Source organism: Curtobacterium luteum, from assembly GCF_001475545.1.
GTDB lineage: Bacteria > Actinomycetota > Actinomycetes > Actinomycetales > Microbacteriaceae > Curtobacterium > Curtobacterium luteum_A.
In genome coordinates this window covers 13,264-27,280 of sequence record NZ_LDQC01000071.1, presented here as the reverse complement: position 1 = coordinate 27,280, position 14,017 = coordinate 13,264, and the positions used below count along the sequence as shown (strand labels likewise).

Genomic DNA, 14,017 nt, shown 5'->3' with positions numbered 1-14,017 from the left:
TGTCGGCTGTATTTGTTATGTATAGGTTTCTACGTCGCTTTCTACCTCTCTCGTTGTTGTGGTGTTTCTCTATGGCTACGTCCCCCTCCTAGTCATACACCTCCCTATTCGTCGGCAGCGTCATATGTGTATAAGAGCCAGCGCCACGGGCCTCCCGTCCGTCATCTGGGCGCGGAGCGGGTCAGCGAGCCAGCGGGTCGAGGTTGAGGGTCGTCCCCTCGTAGAGGTACTGGTCGTCGCCGAACACCTGCACGCCCTCGTTCAACCACACGAGGGCGCGGACACTGATCCCGAACCGGGCGGCGACGTCCCCGATGAGGTCGTCGGGTGCCACGACGTACGACTTCGGGGTGCCGCTCGCGGTCGTCGCCGTGACCTTCCCGGCCGCGTTCGCCCGCGTGCCGCTGTCGACCGGTCGCACGTTCGTGGTCCTGGCGGGCACCGACCACCGGACCGTCGTCACGGCGAGCACCTTGCCGGGGCCGAGTTCGATCGGCACCGCGGCGTCGGGGCCGGCGGACGAGTAGGTGACGAGTGTCGTGAGTCCGGACGGGTCGACACCCGAACCGTCGAGCGGCACGGTCGCCGAGGACCCCGGGGCCGCGGTCGCGCCGCCGAGCTGGTGGTCCCCGACGCCCCGGTAGGTGAGGCCGTCGCCGACCGCCCGTGGTTTCTCGAACAGGGACACGGACACCGGGACGGGCAGGGTCGACGTGAAGCCGGAGTACTGCGCCGAGAAGGTGTCGTCGCCGTCCGACACCATCCGGAAGTGGAAGTGCACGCTCCCGAGGGGCGACGCGACGTTCCCCTCCGCGACGACCGTCCCGGCGGCGATGCGGCTCAGTGTCGGTGCGGGCGCGGCGGCTTCGGTCGGCTCCGGGGTGGGTGTCCGCGGGTGCGCCGATGCTTCCAGCAGTGCCTCGGCGGACGACTCGTCAGGTGTCGGAGTCGGCTTCGGGGACGCGCTCTCCGACGCATCCGAGCGGGTCGGCACCGGTACCGGTTCGGGGCCGCGGAGCAGGCTGCAGCCGCCCAACGCGACGATGCCGATCGTCACGAACCCCAGCGTGGCGACGGTCCTCGGTGCAGTCCTCATCGTGTTCCCCCTCCCGCGCGATGCTAACCGGGGGAGACCGTGCATGCGAACCGGTCGTGCGCTGTCGGCCGCAGGCGTTAGCGTCGTCGGCATGGACCGTTCGGAGATCCTCGCCGCCGCAGCAGCAGCCCACGCCGCCCGCATCGCGGAGTCGGGCGGGGACGACGCGGCGGCCCGTGCACGTGCCGACTCGATCGCTGCGCGCGACGCCCTGGCCGACGACGCCGTCCGGGACGCCGCTCGCCGCCGGTCCGACGAGTCCGCCCGTGCCGCGGACCGGACCGAGGGCGCCCTGTCGGACTGGCACCGGATGGGGACCCGCCGCGGCGTCAGCCCGGACGAGCAGGTGCGGTCGGCGTGGTCGATCGCCGGGGTCCCGGAGCAGGGTGGTGCGCGGGCGCTCGCGAACGTCCTGCTGTCGACCGCCGGGCACGCGGGCCGCGTCGCCGACGCCGCTCGTCGCGATCCGAAGCTCGCCGGGGCTGCGAGCGCTGCCGCCCGCCGGACGGTCCGGCGCTACACGGACCACGGCGCCGGGATGGCGTCCCTGGGGGACGTCCTGGGCGACGAGCCATCGCCGCACGACCACGACGACGATTGATGGTTCTCACCGCTCGACGTTGACCAGGGGTTTCCTGGAGCGATCCAACCTGCCGAACGACCGTATGACCGATTGACAGGACATGGTTTCCGGTTACGATCGGTCCACGCGATGAAGCGCGATCACGGACGAAGGAGTCACCGCATGGTCGACATCAAGCCGACAGCACCGTCTGTCGCACTGCCCCCGGTCGGCACGGGGCCGCACCGCCGCCGGCTCGGCGTGCTGGCTCTCGTCGCCACGTTCGGCGGCCTGCTCTTCGGGTACGACACCGGCGTCATCAACGGTGCGCTGAACCCGATGAAGGCCGAGCTCGGCCTCACGAACTTCACCGAGGGCGTCGTCACGAGCTCGCTGCTGTTCGGCGCGGCGGTCGGCGCCATGCTCGGTGGTCGTGTCGCCGACGGGTGGGGTCGCCGCAAGACGATCATCCTGCTCGCCGTCACGTTCTTCGTCGGCACGCTCATCTGCGTCTTCGCCCCGTCCTTCGGGGTGATCGTCGTCGGCCGCGTGCTGCTCGGTCTCGCGGTGGGTGGTGCATCGACCGTCGTCCCGGTGTTCCTCGCCGAGCTCGCGCCGTACGAGATCCGCGGGTCGCTGTCCGGTCGCAACGAACTCATGATCGTGATCGGCCAGCTCGCCGCCTTCGTGGTGAACGCGATCATCGGCAGCCTCTGGGGTGAGGGCGGTGGCGTCTGGCGCGTCATGCTCGCCGTCTGCGCCCTCCCGGCGATCGCGCTCTTCGTCGGCATGCTCCGGGTGCCGGAGTCGCCGCGGTGGCTCGCGTCGAAGGGGCGCAACGACGAGGCGCTCGAGGTACTCGGGCAGATCCGGTCGAAGGAGCGCGCGACGGCCGAGCTCGAGGACATCAAGCGGACGAACGAGCTCGAGGCGAAGGTCGAGCGGCAGAGCGGCTGGCGAACGCTCCTCGGCAACAAGTGGCTGATCCGGATCGTGCTCATCGGGGCGGGCATCGGCGTCGCCCAGCAGCTCACCGGCATCAACTCGATCATGTACTACGGCCAGACCGTCCTCATCGAGTCCGGCTTCGAGCAGCAGGCTGCCCTCATCGCCAACATCGCGCCCGGCGTGATCGCCGTGGTCGGCGGTTTCATCGCCATCGCCAACATGGAGCGCATCAACCGTCGGACCACGCTCATCCTCGGCTACTCGTTGACGACGCTGTGCCACTTCCTCATCGGGATCGCATCGATGACCCTGGTCCAGGGCAACCCGGCTCGCCCATGGGTCATCCTCTTCCTCGTCGTCGCGTTCGTCGGCTCGATGCAGACGTTCCTCAACATCGCGACGTGGGTGATCCTGTCCGAGATCTTCCCGACGCAGATCCGCGCGCTCGGCATGGGCATCTCGGTGTTCTGCCTCTGGATCGCGAACGCGTTCCTCGGGCTGTACTTCCCGACGATCGTGGCGGCGACCGGCATCACGGGGACGTTCTTCGGCTTCGCGATCGTCGGCGTCCTGGCGCTGCTCTTCATCTGGAAGTTCGTGCCGGAGAGCCGCGGCCGCACCCTCGAAGAGGTCGAGGAGGGCGTCACGACCGGCAACATCTTCGTGGTCGACAAGAAGCGGTCGCGCGCCTGATCACGCTGGGCTGAGCAACCGACGGACGGGAGGCGCGGTGCCATCTGGCACCGCGCCTCCCGTCCGTCTTCCACCCGGCTGGGAACGACGGGTCGAGCCGACCGTAGGCTCGACCCGTCGTTGTACCCGTACAAGTCGAGGAGCTGACGTGGTCGAGCTCGGTGTCCCGTCGTTCCCCGCCGTGCTCACCACGGTCTGCGCCGTACTGCTGGTCGTCGCGGTCGGCTGCGCCCTGTTCGTCGCCGTCGACGTCGTCCGGCACCCGCCGCACATGCGCGTGATGGCGTTCGTCTGGCCGCTGACGATGCTGTTCGGCAGCGTCGTCTGGCTGGTGTTCTACCTCCGACGCGGGAGGGCGACCGCGCCGGACCACGGCCGGTGGGCCGGTACGGCGATCGACACGAGCCACTGTGGCGCGGGATGTGCCCTCGGCGACCTGGTCGGTGAGTTCGGACTCGCCTGGTTCCCCGCCCTCGGCGCGCTCGTCGGGCTCGGCTCGCTGTACCAGGACCGCATGATCGCCGGTTGGGTGGTGGACTTCGTGCTCGCCTACCTGCTCGGCATCGGGTTCCAGTACTTCGCGATCGCCCCGATGCGCGGCCTGGGAGTCCGTGCCGGGCTCGTCGCCGCGCTCAAGGCCGACACGCTCAGCATCGTCGCGTGGCAGATCGGCATGTACGGGCTCATGGCCGTGTGGCAGCTCGTGGTGTTCCCCGCGCTCTTCGGCGGGCGGGCGAGTGTCTTCTCGCCGGAGTTCTGGGTGGCGATGCAGCTCGCGATGGTGGCCGGCTTCGTGTGCGCCTACCCGGTCAATGCCTGGCTCGTCCGCCGCGGCATCAAGGAGGCCATGTGACGGACTGCGAGGATGGACGGCATGGCCGACCTCGATGAAGTCCTCGCAGCGTCCCGCGGATTGCTCGGCGTCGTTGCACGGTCGCTGACGACGGCACTGGAGCACGTCACGGTGCCGCAGTTCCGCCTCATCGTGCTCGTCAGCACCCTCGGGCCGACCCGCGCCGGTGACCTCGCCGACCGTCTGGCGGTCGAGCCCTCCACGCTGACCCGCAACGTCGACCGGCTCGTGGCTGGCGGGTGGGTGGAACGTCGCCCTGGGCCGTCGAACCGGCGCGAGGTGCTCGTCGCGGCGACCGACCAGGGTCGAGCGCTCGTCGACGAGGTGAGCGAACGACGTCGGCGTGAACTCGCCGAGGTGTTGGAGCGTGTCCCCGAGGCGGACCGCGCGGTCGTGGTCGCCGGGATGCGGGCGCTCCGGACGGCGATGGACGAGCCGCTGCCCGAGGAGGTCTCGGCCTTCGGCGGCTGACGGTCGGTGCCCTGAGAGACGTGCTCTGATGGCGGTGCCCTGAACGGACGGGAGGCCCGTGGCGGATCCGCCACGAGCCTCCCGTCCGTCGGCTGCGTGCGCTACGGGCGCAGGAGCACCTTGCCGACGCGGCCGGCGGTGTCGCTGGCACGCGCCGCGGCGCGTGCCTCCTCGAAGGGGAAGACCTCGGAGACCGGGAGGGTCAGCGAGCCGTCGAGCACGCGCGAGATGAGCTCGCCGAAGAGCTGCTGCTTGAGCGGCGCGTCCATGGTCTTGCTGACGACCGCGCCCCAGAAGCCCTTGACCGTGAGCTGACCGAAGATGACCTTGCCCGACGGGATCTCCAGGGTGGGGGATGCCATCGCGCCGAAGACGACGAGGGTGCCGTTCTCGCCCATCACGGAGGCGATGTCGCCGGCGGCCTTCCCGCCGACGGACTCGACGCCCGCGATGATCGGGGCGCCGCCCGTGATCGCGCGGACCTGGTCCTGCCAGTCGTCCGCGTCGGTCGCGACGATGCGTTCGATGCCCTGCTCGCGGAGCTCCTCGACACCGGCGGCGCGGCGGACCAGCCCGACGACGTTGATGCCGCGGGCCTTGCCGAGCTGCGCGACCATGCGGCCGACTGCGCCGTTCGCGGCGTTCTGGATGAGCCAGTCGCCCTCGTGCAGGTCGAGCGAGTGGAGCAGGCTGATGGCGCTGAACGGCATCGAGACGAGCTGTGCAGCGTCCTCGTCGGTCATCGTGTCCGGCACCGGCACGAGGCCGGCGGCGTTCGCGACGTAGTACTCGGCCCAGACGCCGAAGGTCCCGCCGGCGACGCGCTGGCCGACCGAGAGGTTCGTGACGCCCTCGCCGAGGGCCTCGACGACACCGAGCGCTTCGGTGCCGGAGGCCGCGGGGAGCTCGGGCTTGAAGCCGTAGGTGCCGCGGACGGTCCACAGGTCGTGGTTGTGGATGGGGGAGAGGACCGTGCGGACGAGTACCTCGCCGGCGCCCGGGGTGGGGACCGGGCGCTCCTCCGCGGTCAGCACGTCGGCGGGCTCGCCGAACTCGTGGTGGACGACGGCGCGCATGGTGGTGGGGGTGGTGCTCATGGACTAGTCCTCCGAGACGGTGATGGTGACGTCGATGTTGCCGCGGGTGGCGTTCGAGTACGGGCAGACCTGGTGTGCGGCGTCCGCGAGGGCTTGGGCCTGGTCGTGCTCGAGTCCGGGCAGGACGACCTCGAGCAGCACGGCGAGCTGGTAGCCACCGTCCCCGTTCGGGCCGATCTGCACGCGTCCGCCGACGGACGAGTCGGTGATCTTCACCTTCTGTGCACGGGCGACACCCTGCAGTGCCGAGTGGAAGCAGGCGGCGTACCCGGCGGCGAACAGCTGCTCGGGGTTCGTGCCGGCGCCCGAGCCGCCCATCTCCTTCGGGATCGCGAGGTCGAGCGTGAACGAGCCGTCGCTGGTCGCGACGCGGCCGTCGCGGCCGGCACCGGTGGAGAGGGCCTCGGCGGTGTAGAGGGCTTCCATGGGGTTCCTTCCTTCGTGGGGGTCAGTGCTGATGCCGGGCCGTGGCGGCGGGATCGTCCGCCCGGGACTCGGCAGCGGCGTGCATGGTGTCCGTGAGGCGCTGGAGCGTGCCGATGAGCTCGAGTGCGGCACGCTCGTCCGGCAGCCCCATGCCCTGCGCGATGCGGGCGGGGACGTGCGCGAGTTCGGGCCGGATCGAGCGCCCGCGGTCCCCGAGCGTCACGGTGACGACGCGCTCGTCGGTGCTCCGGCGTTCGCGGCGGACGAGGTCCGCCTGTTCCATGCGGCGCAGGAGCGGGGACAGCGTGCCGGAGTCGAGCTGGAGGTGGTCGCCGAGGGACGACACGGACTGGTCGCCCTCGATCCAGAGGGTCACGAGCACGAGGTACTGCGGGTAGGTCAGGCCCCAGGGCTCGAGCATGGTGCGGTACGCCTGGGTCGTCGCGCGGGAGGCGGCGTAGAGCGAGAAGCACACCATCTCGTCGGTCACGGGCATGCAGCTATCGTTGCACGCAACTCAGTTGTGCACAACCCACTTGGTACGGGCGGAAGCGACCGACGGGAGGCGCGGGGCGGGGCCGCCCCGCGCCTCCCGTCCGTCAATCGGTCGCGACGGCGGTTGCGGACGCGCCATCGGGCGCGGTCGCGTCGACGTCCTCGCGCCGACTCCGCAGCCGCAGCGTCGCCGCCAGGCCGAGCACGAGGAAGCCGGCGGCCGACCACGCCGCCGCGCGGGTCCCGTCGCTGAACGCTCCCGCTGCGACGTCCGCCGCCGAGGGGTCCTGCTCGCGGAGTCCGGCGATCGCGCCACCCGAGGACGTCACGACCGCGTCGGCCACCTGCGTCGCGGTCGCGGACGGGGTGCCGGCGTCCTCCAGACGGTGCTCGAGCAGCGTGTTCGTCGAGGTGAAGAGCACGGTGCCGAGCACCGCGATGCCGAGCGCGGACCCGATCTGCCGCGCGGTGCTCTGCGCACCCGAGGCCTCACCGCTCCGCTCGACCGGGACGTCCTGGAGCACCACCCCGGTGAGCTGAGCGGTGGCGAGACCGACGCCGAAGCCGTACACGAACAGGCACGGAACGATCGCCCACCACGGGGTCGACGACGAGACGACGAACCCGACCGCGGCGACGCCGACGATCTCCGCGCCGATGCCGAGCCGGACGATCCGGAGTGCACCGATGCGCTGACCGGCCGTCGCGGCGAACCCGCTCGCGACGAAGGACCCGACGGCGAGGGCGAGCAGCACGAACCCGGTCTGGAGCGCGGAGTAGCCGAGCACGTTCTGCAGCCAGAGCGGGAGCGACAAGATGATGCCGAACTCGCCGAGCGACACGATGAGCGCCGCGACCGAGCCGCCCCGGAAGGACGCGATGCCGAACAGGTCGAGGGCGATGAGCGTCGAGCGACCGGCTCGCTGGCGTCGCAGCGTCCACAGCACGAACAGCACGCCGGCGACCACGGTGAGCGCGAACGCGTACGGGATGGGGGAGAGCGGGCCGGGCCACGACCAGTCGCCGATCCGGAGTCGCTCGGCGTTCGTCCACCACCCGTAGGTCCGCCCCTCGATGAGCCCGAACACGAGCGACGCGCTCGTGACGACGCTGAGCACCGCCCCGACGACGTCGATCCGGCCGGCGTGCACCGCGTCGCGGGACTCGCGGACGAACAGGATCGCGCACACGACGATGGCGACGCCGAGCGGGATGTTGATGCCGAACGCCCAGCGCCACGAGAACGACGTCGTGAGCCACCCGCCGAGCAGCGGCCCGACGGCGACCATGCCGCCGATCGTCGACCCCCAGACCGCGAACGCGATGCCGCGCTCGCGACCGGTGAAGTTCGCGTTGACGAGCGACAGCGTCGTCGGGAGGACCATCGCACCGCCGACGCCCTGGACGATGCGGGCGAGCACGAGCAGCTCGCCGGTCGGGGCCAGCGCGGCGAGCACCGACGCCGCCGCGAACACCGCGACGCCGCTCACCATGAGGAGCCGTCGCCCGAGCCGGTCGGCGAGCGAGCCGAACACGAGCAGGAGCGCGGCGAACACCAGGGTGTAGCTCTCCTGCACCCACTGCACCGCCGTCGAGCCGATGTCCAGGTCGCGGACGATGCTCGGGACCGCGACGTTCACGATGGTCGAGTCCACGATGATCAGCGACACGGCGACACTGATGACGACGAGACCGACCCATCGCCGACGGTCGGGGTGCTCGTCGTGCTCCGAGCGCGTCGTGGGGTCCATCGGGTGTGCCGGGCTCATGGGGTGCCTCCTGATTTCGTCAGCATGCTGACGATCACCGTACGCCGGTCCGGGGCCGGGCGTGGAGGTCGCTCCCGGACGGGGTACGGCGGCCGTCGAGCGCGCGCATGGGCACGGACGGTTAGGCTGACGTGACCCACGATGACCAGCAACCACCTCGACCACACCGCGGCCCCCGTCGCCGGCGACACCCGCCGCACGGGACGCGCCGCCTCCCACGGCAAGACGATCCTCATCGGGGAGCACGCCGTGGTCCACGGCGCACCCGCACTCGTGTTGCCGGTCCTCGACGCGGTCGTGGTCGCGACGGTGACACCGGTCGACCCCGACCCCGCGCGAGTCGACCGCGGCCCCGACACGGACCCCGCGACCGGGCACCTGTTGGAGTCGGCCGTGCACACGGGTCCGCTCGACACCGCCCCCGCGGCCGTCTTGCCGACCGTCACCGCCGTGACCGCGACGCTCCGACACTTCGGGGTCACCGACCGCCGGTTCCACGTCCGTGTCGACAGCGACGTCCCGACCGCCCGGGGGATGGGATCGAGTGCCGCCGTGGCCGCGGCCGTGACCGCGGCCGTGGCCGACGCCCTCGGCGAGACCCTCGACGCGGACGTCCACCACGAGCTCATCCAGGAGTGCGAACGCATCGCGCACGGGCGCCCGTCCGGACTCGACGCACGCGGGGTCGTCGCGGACGCCCCCGTCTGGTTCGAGGGCGGTCGTGTCGAACCCGTCGTCCCCGGCGCCCGGTGCACCTTCGTCGTGGCCGACACCGGGGTCCCGGGACACACGCGCGAGGCGGTCGCGTCCGTGCGGGACCGCCTCGAGCGCGACCCGGTCGGAGTCCGCGCGACGATCGACTCGATCGGCGAGCTCGCCCGTGGTGCCCGGACCCACCTGGAACACGGCGCCGCCGAGGCCCTCGGCGCGGGCATGGACGCCGCGCACGGACTGCTCGCCGGCCTCGACGTGTCGAGCACCGAACTGGACCGGCTCGTGACCGCGGCACGTGGGGCCGGTGCCCTCGGCGCGAAGCTCACGGGCGGAGGCCGCGGCGGCTGTGTCCTCGCCCTCGCCGCCGACGACGACCACGCGGCCCGCATCGCGGCCGCCCTGCGCGGCGCAGGGGCCGCAGCCACCTGGACCACCACGATCGGAGACCGCGCATGACCACCGCAACGGCCGTCGCGCACCCCAACATCGCCCTCGTCAAGTACTGGGGCAAGGCGGACGCCGCCCTCGCGCTGCCGGCGACCGGCAGCGTCTCGATGGGGCTCGACGTCTTCCCGACGACCACCACGGTCACGGTCGGGGACACGGCGGACGACACCCTGACGCTGAACGGTGCCGTCACGACCGACGGTGCGCTGGTGCGGGTCACGCAGTTCCTGGACCTCGTGCGCGAGCTCGCCGGATCGACCTCGCGGGCTTCGGTCGTCAGCGAGAACACGGTCCCGACCGGCGCCGGACTGGCGTCGAGCGCCTCGGGGTTCGCCGCCCTCGCGACCGCCGCAGCGGCCGCGTACGGCCTGGACCTCTCCGAGCGCGACCTCTCCCGGCTCGCCCGTCGTGGCTCCGGTTCGGCGACGCGGTCGATCCCCGGCGGCGTCGCGGTCTGGCACGCCGGCGACGACCGGGGTTCGTACGCCGAGACCATCCCCGCGCCGCCGATGGCGATGGTCGTGGTGACGATCGACGCCGGTCCGAAGCCGATCGGCTCCCGGGAGGCCATGCGACGCACCATCGCCACGTCGCCGTTCTACCCGGCATGGGTGACCTCGACGACCGAGACCGTCACGGACATGCTCACGGCCTGTGCCGCGGGCGACTTCCCGCGCATCGGCGAGCTGACCGAGAGCAACGCCCTCCGCATGCACGCCACGATCGAGGGCGCGTTCCCCCCGATCCGCTACCTCAATGCGCGCAGCGTCGCCGTGTTCGACGCGGTCGCGGAACTCCGTGCCGCCGGGCTGCAGGCGTACGCCACCGCCGACGCCGGCCCCAACGTGGTCGTGCTCACGACGCCGGAGGACCGCGGCGCCGTGGCGACCGCGCTCGCCGGGCACGGGGACGTCATCGAGTCCGGCACCGGACCAGGCGCGCACCTGGTCCGCTCCGAAGACGAGGAGGCCCCCGCGCCGGGTGCCGTCCGACCCGAGGAGTCCGCCGAGTGATCGAGTTCCGCGCCCACGGCAAGCTGTTCGTCGCGGGGGAGTACGCCGTCGTCGAGCCCGGGCAACCGTCCGTGCTCATCGCGCTCGACCGTGCCATCACGGCACGCGTCAGCGAGGGCCACGGCTCGGGCAGCGTGCACTCCGAGGAGTACGGCCACCTGCCGTTGACGTGGACCCGTGCCGAGGACGGCCTCGCCCTCGACCGGGAGCACCACCCGTACGACTACGTGATGGCGACGATCGACCTCGTCGAGAAGCTCCGGGCCGAGCGGGGGATCGCACCGCGGTTCCACGACCTCCGGATCCAGAGCCAGCTCGACGACGCGAGCGGTCGGAAGTTCGGGCTCGGCTCGTCCGCGGCCGTGACCGTCGCGACGGTCGGGGCGCTCGACCGCTTCTACGGACTCGGCCTGTCGCAGCGCGACCGGTTCCGTGTCGCGCTGCTGGCGACCATCCGCGTCAATCCGCGGGCGTCCGGCGGCGACCTCGCCGCGAGCACCTTCGGCGGTTGGCTCCGGTACAGCGCCCCGGACCGCGAACGCCTCGCCGGTCTCCTCGCGGACCGGCGCGTCGGGGCGATCCTCGACGACGCGGACGCCTGGAGCGGCTTCGACGTGCAGCGACTGCCGGCCCCCGCGGACCTGCGGCTGCTCGTCGGGTGGACCGGCTCGCCCGCGTCGACGACGAAGCTCGTCAGCGTCGTACGGGAGCACCGCAACGGGAGCTACCAGGCGTTCCTCGACGAGAGCCGCGCCTGTGTCGACGACCTGACCACGGGCCTCCAGGCCGGCGACGCCGAGCAGACGCTCGACGCGCTCCGCCGCGCCCGCGTCCTGCTGCAGCGCCTCGGCGCATCCGTCGGGTCGCAGATCGAGACCGAGCGCCTGGCCACCCTGTGCGACGTCGTCGAGCATGCCGGCGGGGCGGCGAAGCCGTCCGGAGCCGGCGGCGGCGACTGCGGCATCGCACTCGTCCCGGCGGAGACCGACCTCACCGCCATCCACCGCGCCTGGGAGGCGCACGACATCAGGCACCTCAGCGTCGCGGTGCAGGCGCCCGAAGGAGACCTCGATGACTGACCCGACTGGTCCGACCGCCTCGCCGGCCGGCCTGACGACCCCGATCCCGACCAAGTGGGTCGGACCGATCCGCGTGAGCGGCAACGCGGTCGAGGGTGAGCACGAGGTGCCCCTCGCGACGTACGAGTCGCCGCTCTGGCCGTCCGTCGGCCGCGGAGCGCGCATCTCCCGGATGGTCGAGGGCGGCATCGTCGCGACCGTCGTGGACGAGCGCATGACCCGGTCCGTCGTCGTCCGGGCGTCCAGCGCGGCTGCCGCACACGTCGCGGCCGGCCGGATCCTCGCGCGCCAGGACGAGCTCGAGGCCCTCGTGACGGGACAGAGCCGGTTCGCGAAGCTCATCGAGGTGCACCCCGAGATCGTCGGCGACCTCCTGTTCCTGCGGTTCGCGTTCACCACGGGGGACGCTTCGGGCCACAACATGGTCACGCAGGCGGCCGACAAGCTCCTGCCCGCGATCCTGGCGTGGGAGCCGGGCCTCCGGTACGTCAGCATCTCGGGCAACTTCTGCACCGACAAGAAGGCCACCGCGGTGAACGGCATCCGGGGCCGCGGCCGGAACACCATCGCCGAGATCGTCATCCCGGGGGAGGTCGTCGCGAAGCGCCTGCGCTCCACGCCCGAGCGGATCGCCGAACTGAACGTCGCGAAGAACCTCGTGGGCTCCACGATCGCCGGTGCCCTGCGCTCCGCGAACGCCCACTACGCCAACATGCTCCTCGGGTTCTACCTCGCCACCGGCCAGGACGCGGCGAACATCGTCGAGGGGTCCCAGGGCATCACGTCCGCGGAGGTCCGCGGCGACGACCTGTACTTCGCGACCTCACTGCCGCACCTCATCGTCGGCACGGTCGGCAACGGGAAGGGCGGGGACCTGCCGGTGGTCGAGGACGCCCTCGTGCGGCTCGGCTGCCGCGAGGACCGCGCACCCGGGGAGAACGCCCGCCGCCTGGCCGCCCTGTGCGCGGCGACGGTGCTGTGCGGGGAGCTGTCGCTCCTCGCGGCGCAGACGAACCCGGGAGAACTCATGGCAGCGCACGTCGCGATGGAACGACGTGGCGCGGCAGCAGGAGGTGCAGCATGACCGCCATCGGCATCCACGACATCGCGATCGCGACCGGACACCACGTCCTGGAGCTCGACGACCTCGCCGAGCGCCTCGGCGTCGACCCGGCGAAGTACCACGTCGGCATCGGGCAGGACGCGTTCAGCGTGCCGGCACCCGACGAGGACATCGTGACCATGGGGGCGGCGGCCGCGAAGGAGATCATCGACCGCCACGGCGTCGAGGGCATCCGGACCGTGCTGTTCGCCACCGAGTCCGGCGTCGACCAGTCGAAGGCCGCCGGCGTGTTCGTGCACGGCCTCCTCGGGCTGCCGCAGTCCGTCCGGGTCGTCGAGCTGAAGCAGGCCTGCTACGGCGGGACCGCCGCTGTGCAACTCGCTCTCGGCATCGTCGCACGTGCCCCGCACGAGCGGGTGCTCGTCATCGCGGCCGACGTCGCACGGTACGACGTGGACACCGCGGCCGAGCCCACCCAGGGCGCGGGTGCCGCGGCGGTGCTCGTGACCGCGGACCCCGACCTCATCGAGATCGAACCGGCCGCCGGCGTGTTCACCGCCGACGTCGACGACTTCTGGCGGCCGAACGACCGCTCCACCGCGCTCGTCGACGGCCGGCTGTCCGTGACCGCCTACGTCGACGCGTTCGTCGGGGCGTGGGACGACCTCGTCGCGCAGGGCGGACCCGGCTACGAGGACATCGTGCGCTGGGTCCACCACCAGCCCTTCACGAAGATGGCGATCAAGGCGCACCGAAAGCTCGCGCAGCACGTCGGACAGCCGTTCGACGACGCCGAGCTCGCCCTCGGCTTCACGTACAACAAGCAGACCGGCAACACCTACACGGCGTCGATCTGGATCGCCCTCGCGGCCCTGCTCGACCTCGACGACGAGCTCGACGGGCAGCGCATCGCGATGTTCAGCTACGGCTCCGGCAGCGTCGGCGAGCTCCTGACCGGCATCGTCCGGCCGGGGTACCGGGCGCACCGTCGGGAGGGCCGGGTCCGGTCGCTCCTCGAGGCCCGCGTCCCGCTGACGGTCGACGCGTACCGGGAGCTCCACGCCGCGGGTGCCGCGACGAGCGAGGACACCGAACGCCCACGGGTCACCACCGCGCCGTACCGGTTCGCCGGCGTGCGCGGCGGTGCCCGGCGCTACGAGCCGACGACGCAGGACTGACGCGCGCGGCCCGGCCGAGACTCGCGAGCGGGCCCGCGCCCGACGCGACCCACCGACGGCCGGGAGGCCCGTGGCGCGGCCGCCACGGGCCTCCCGGCCGTCAGCTGGTCACC

General features: G+C 71.9%; 14 protein-coding genes. 9 read left to right on the top strand and 5 right to left on the bottom strand.

The annotated features are described in order from the left end of the window. Window positions 1-181 precede the first annotated feature (181 nt). Window positions 182-1,096: a hypothetical protein gene (locus NS184_RS12620; protein WP_083513678.1), complete on the bottom strand. Its 915-nt coding sequence runs from the start codon at window positions 1,094-1,096 to the stop codon at window positions 182-184. A 91-nt stretch (window positions 1,097-1,187) separates the two neighbouring features. On the opposite strand from NS184_RS12620, the gene NS184_RS12615 reads away from it, so the two are divergent. From NS184_RS12615 to NS184_RS12600, 4 genes are all read left to right on the top strand, one after another. Beyond that, window positions 1,188-1,697, top strand: coding sequence for a hypothetical protein (locus tag NS184_RS12615; protein ID WP_058726462.1), 510 nt, complete (start codon window positions 1,188-1,190; stop codon window positions 1,695-1,697). A 144-nt stretch (window positions 1,698-1,841) separates the two neighbouring features. After that, entirely contained in the window at window positions 1,842-3,299 is a 1,458-nt protein-coding gene (locus NS184_RS12610; RefSeq protein WP_058726461.1) for a sugar porter family MFS transporter, read from the top strand. Window positions 3,300-3,447: 148 nt separating this feature from the next. Next, window positions 3,448-4,152 carry a DUF4396 domain-containing protein gene (locus NS184_RS12605; RefSeq protein ID WP_058726460.1) on the top strand — a complete coding sequence of 235 codons (705 nt, stop codon included), beginning with the start codon at window positions 3,448-3,450 and terminating at the stop codon, window positions 4,150-4,152. A 21-nt stretch (window positions 4,153-4,173) separates the two neighbouring features. Beyond that, on the top strand, window positions 4,174-4,623 hold the full coding sequence (locus NS184_RS12600; RefSeq protein WP_193750469.1) for a MarR family winged helix-turn-helix transcriptional regulator: 450 nt from the start codon (window positions 4,174-4,176) through the stop codon (window positions 4,621-4,623). 101 nt (window positions 4,624-4,724) lie between these two features. Here NS184_RS12600 and NS184_RS12595 read toward each other — a convergent pair whose 3' ends face one another. The 4 genes from NS184_RS12595 to NS184_RS12580 all read right to left on the bottom strand — a co-directional run bounded on the left by NS184_RS12595 (window position 4,725) and on the right by NS184_RS12580 (window position 8,410). Continuing rightward, window positions 4,725-5,699 carry a zinc-binding dehydrogenase gene (locus NS184_RS12595; RefSeq protein WP_058726468.1) on the bottom strand — a complete coding sequence of 325 codons (975 nt, stop codon included), beginning with the start codon at window positions 5,697-5,699 and terminating at the stop codon, window positions 4,725-4,727. 24 nt (window positions 5,700-5,723) lie between these two features. Then, window positions 5,724-6,146, bottom strand: coding sequence for an organic hydroperoxide resistance protein (locus tag NS184_RS12590; RefSeq protein ID WP_058726458.1), 423 nt, complete (start codon window positions 6,144-6,146; stop codon window positions 5,724-5,726). A gap of 22 nt (window positions 6,147-6,168) precedes the next feature. After that, window positions 6,169-6,642, bottom strand: a complete 474-nt coding sequence (locus NS184_RS12585; RefSeq protein WP_193750468.1) for a MarR family winged helix-turn-helix transcriptional regulator — start codon at window positions 6,640-6,642, stop codon at window positions 6,169-6,171. Window positions 6,643-6,745: 103 nt separating this feature from the next. Continuing rightward, complete coding sequence (locus NS184_RS12580) at window positions 6,746-8,410, bottom strand: DHA2 family efflux MFS transporter permease subunit (protein WP_242863048.1); 1,665 nt, start codon at window positions 8,408-8,410, stop codon at window positions 6,746-6,748. 141 nt (window positions 8,411-8,551) lie between these two features. On the opposite strand from NS184_RS12580, the gene mvk reads away from it, so the two are divergent. From mvk to NS184_RS12555, 5 genes are read left to right on the top strand one after another with little or no spacing between them, the layout of a single operon-like run. Further along, window positions 8,552-9,580 (top strand): mevalonate kinase, encoded by a 1,029-nt coding sequence (gene mvk / locus NS184_RS12575; RefSeq protein WP_058726456.1) that lies wholly within the window; start codon window positions 8,552-8,554, stop codon window positions 9,578-9,580. Beyond that, a complete protein-coding gene (gene mvaD, locus NS184_RS12570; RefSeq protein WP_058726455.1) occupies window positions 9,577-10,584 on the top strand; it encodes a diphosphomevalonate decarboxylase in 1,008 nt (335 codons plus the stop codon). The genes mvk and mvaD overlap by 4 nt, the downstream gene beginning before the upstream one ends. Continuing rightward, complete coding sequence (locus NS184_RS12565; protein WP_058726454.1) at window positions 10,581-11,663, top strand: phosphomevalonate kinase; 1,083 nt, start codon at window positions 10,581-10,583, stop codon at window positions 11,661-11,663. The genes mvaD and NS184_RS12565 overlap by 4 nt, the downstream gene beginning before the upstream one ends. Continuing rightward, complete coding sequence (locus NS184_RS12560; RefSeq protein ID WP_058726453.1) at window positions 11,656-12,747, top strand: hydroxymethylglutaryl-CoA reductase; 1,092 nt, start codon at window positions 11,656-11,658, stop codon at window positions 12,745-12,747. The genes NS184_RS12565 and NS184_RS12560 overlap by 8 nt, the downstream gene beginning before the upstream one ends. After that, on the top strand, window positions 12,744-13,904 hold the full coding sequence (locus NS184_RS12555; protein WP_058726452.1) for a hydroxymethylglutaryl-CoA synthase: 1,161 nt from the start codon (window positions 12,744-12,746) through the stop codon (window positions 13,902-13,904). Before NS184_RS12560 ends, NS184_RS12555 begins: the two co-directional genes overlap by 4 nt. Window positions 13,905-14,017 lie beyond the last annotated feature (113 nt).

Bases quoted from the DNA above. Each gene is read 5' to 3' on its own strand.
- NS184_RS12620 (WP_083513678.1), bottom strand. From the start codon at position 1,096: ATGAGGACTGCACCGAGGACCGTCGCCACGCTGGGGTTCGTGACGATC.
- NS184_RS12610 (WP_058726461.1), top strand. From the start codon at position 1,842: ATGGTCGACATCAAGCCGACAGCACCGTCTGTCGCACTGCCCCCGGTC.
- NS184_RS12560 (WP_058726453.1), top strand. From the start codon at position 11,656: ATGACTGACCCGACTGGTCCGACCGCCTCGCCGGCCGGCCTGACGACC.
- mvk (WP_058726456.1), top strand. From the start codon at position 8,552: ATGACCAGCAACCACCTCGACCACACCGCGGCCCCCGTCGCCGGCGAC.
- NS184_RS12600 (WP_193750469.1), top strand. From the start codon at position 4,174: ATGGCCGACCTCGATGAAGTCCTCGCAGCGTCCCGCGGATTGCTCGGC.
- NS184_RS12590 (WP_058726458.1), bottom strand. From the start codon at position 6,146: ATGGAAGCCCTCTACACCGCCGAGGCCCTCTCCACCGGTGCCGGCCGC.
- NS184_RS12615 (WP_058726462.1), top strand. From the start codon at position 1,188: ATGGACCGTTCGGAGATCCTCGCCGCCGCAGCAGCAGCCCACGCCGCC.
- NS184_RS12595 (WP_058726468.1), bottom strand. From the start codon at position 5,699: ATGCGCGCCGTCGTCCACCACGAGTTCGGCGAGCCCGCCGACGTGCTG.
- mvaD (WP_058726455.1), top strand. From the start codon at position 9,577: ATGACCACCGCAACGGCCGTCGCGCACCCCAACATCGCCCTCGTCAAG.
- NS184_RS12555 (WP_058726452.1), top strand. From the start codon at position 12,744: ATGACCGCCATCGGCATCCACGACATCGCGATCGCGACCGGACACCAC.
- NS184_RS12585 (WP_193750468.1), bottom strand. From the start codon at position 6,642: ATGCCCGTGACCGACGAGATGGTGTGCTTCTCGCTCTACGCCGCCTCC.
- NS184_RS12580 (WP_242863048.1), bottom strand. From the start codon at position 8,410: ATGAGCCCGGCACACCCGATGGACCCCACGACGCGCTCGGAGCACGAC.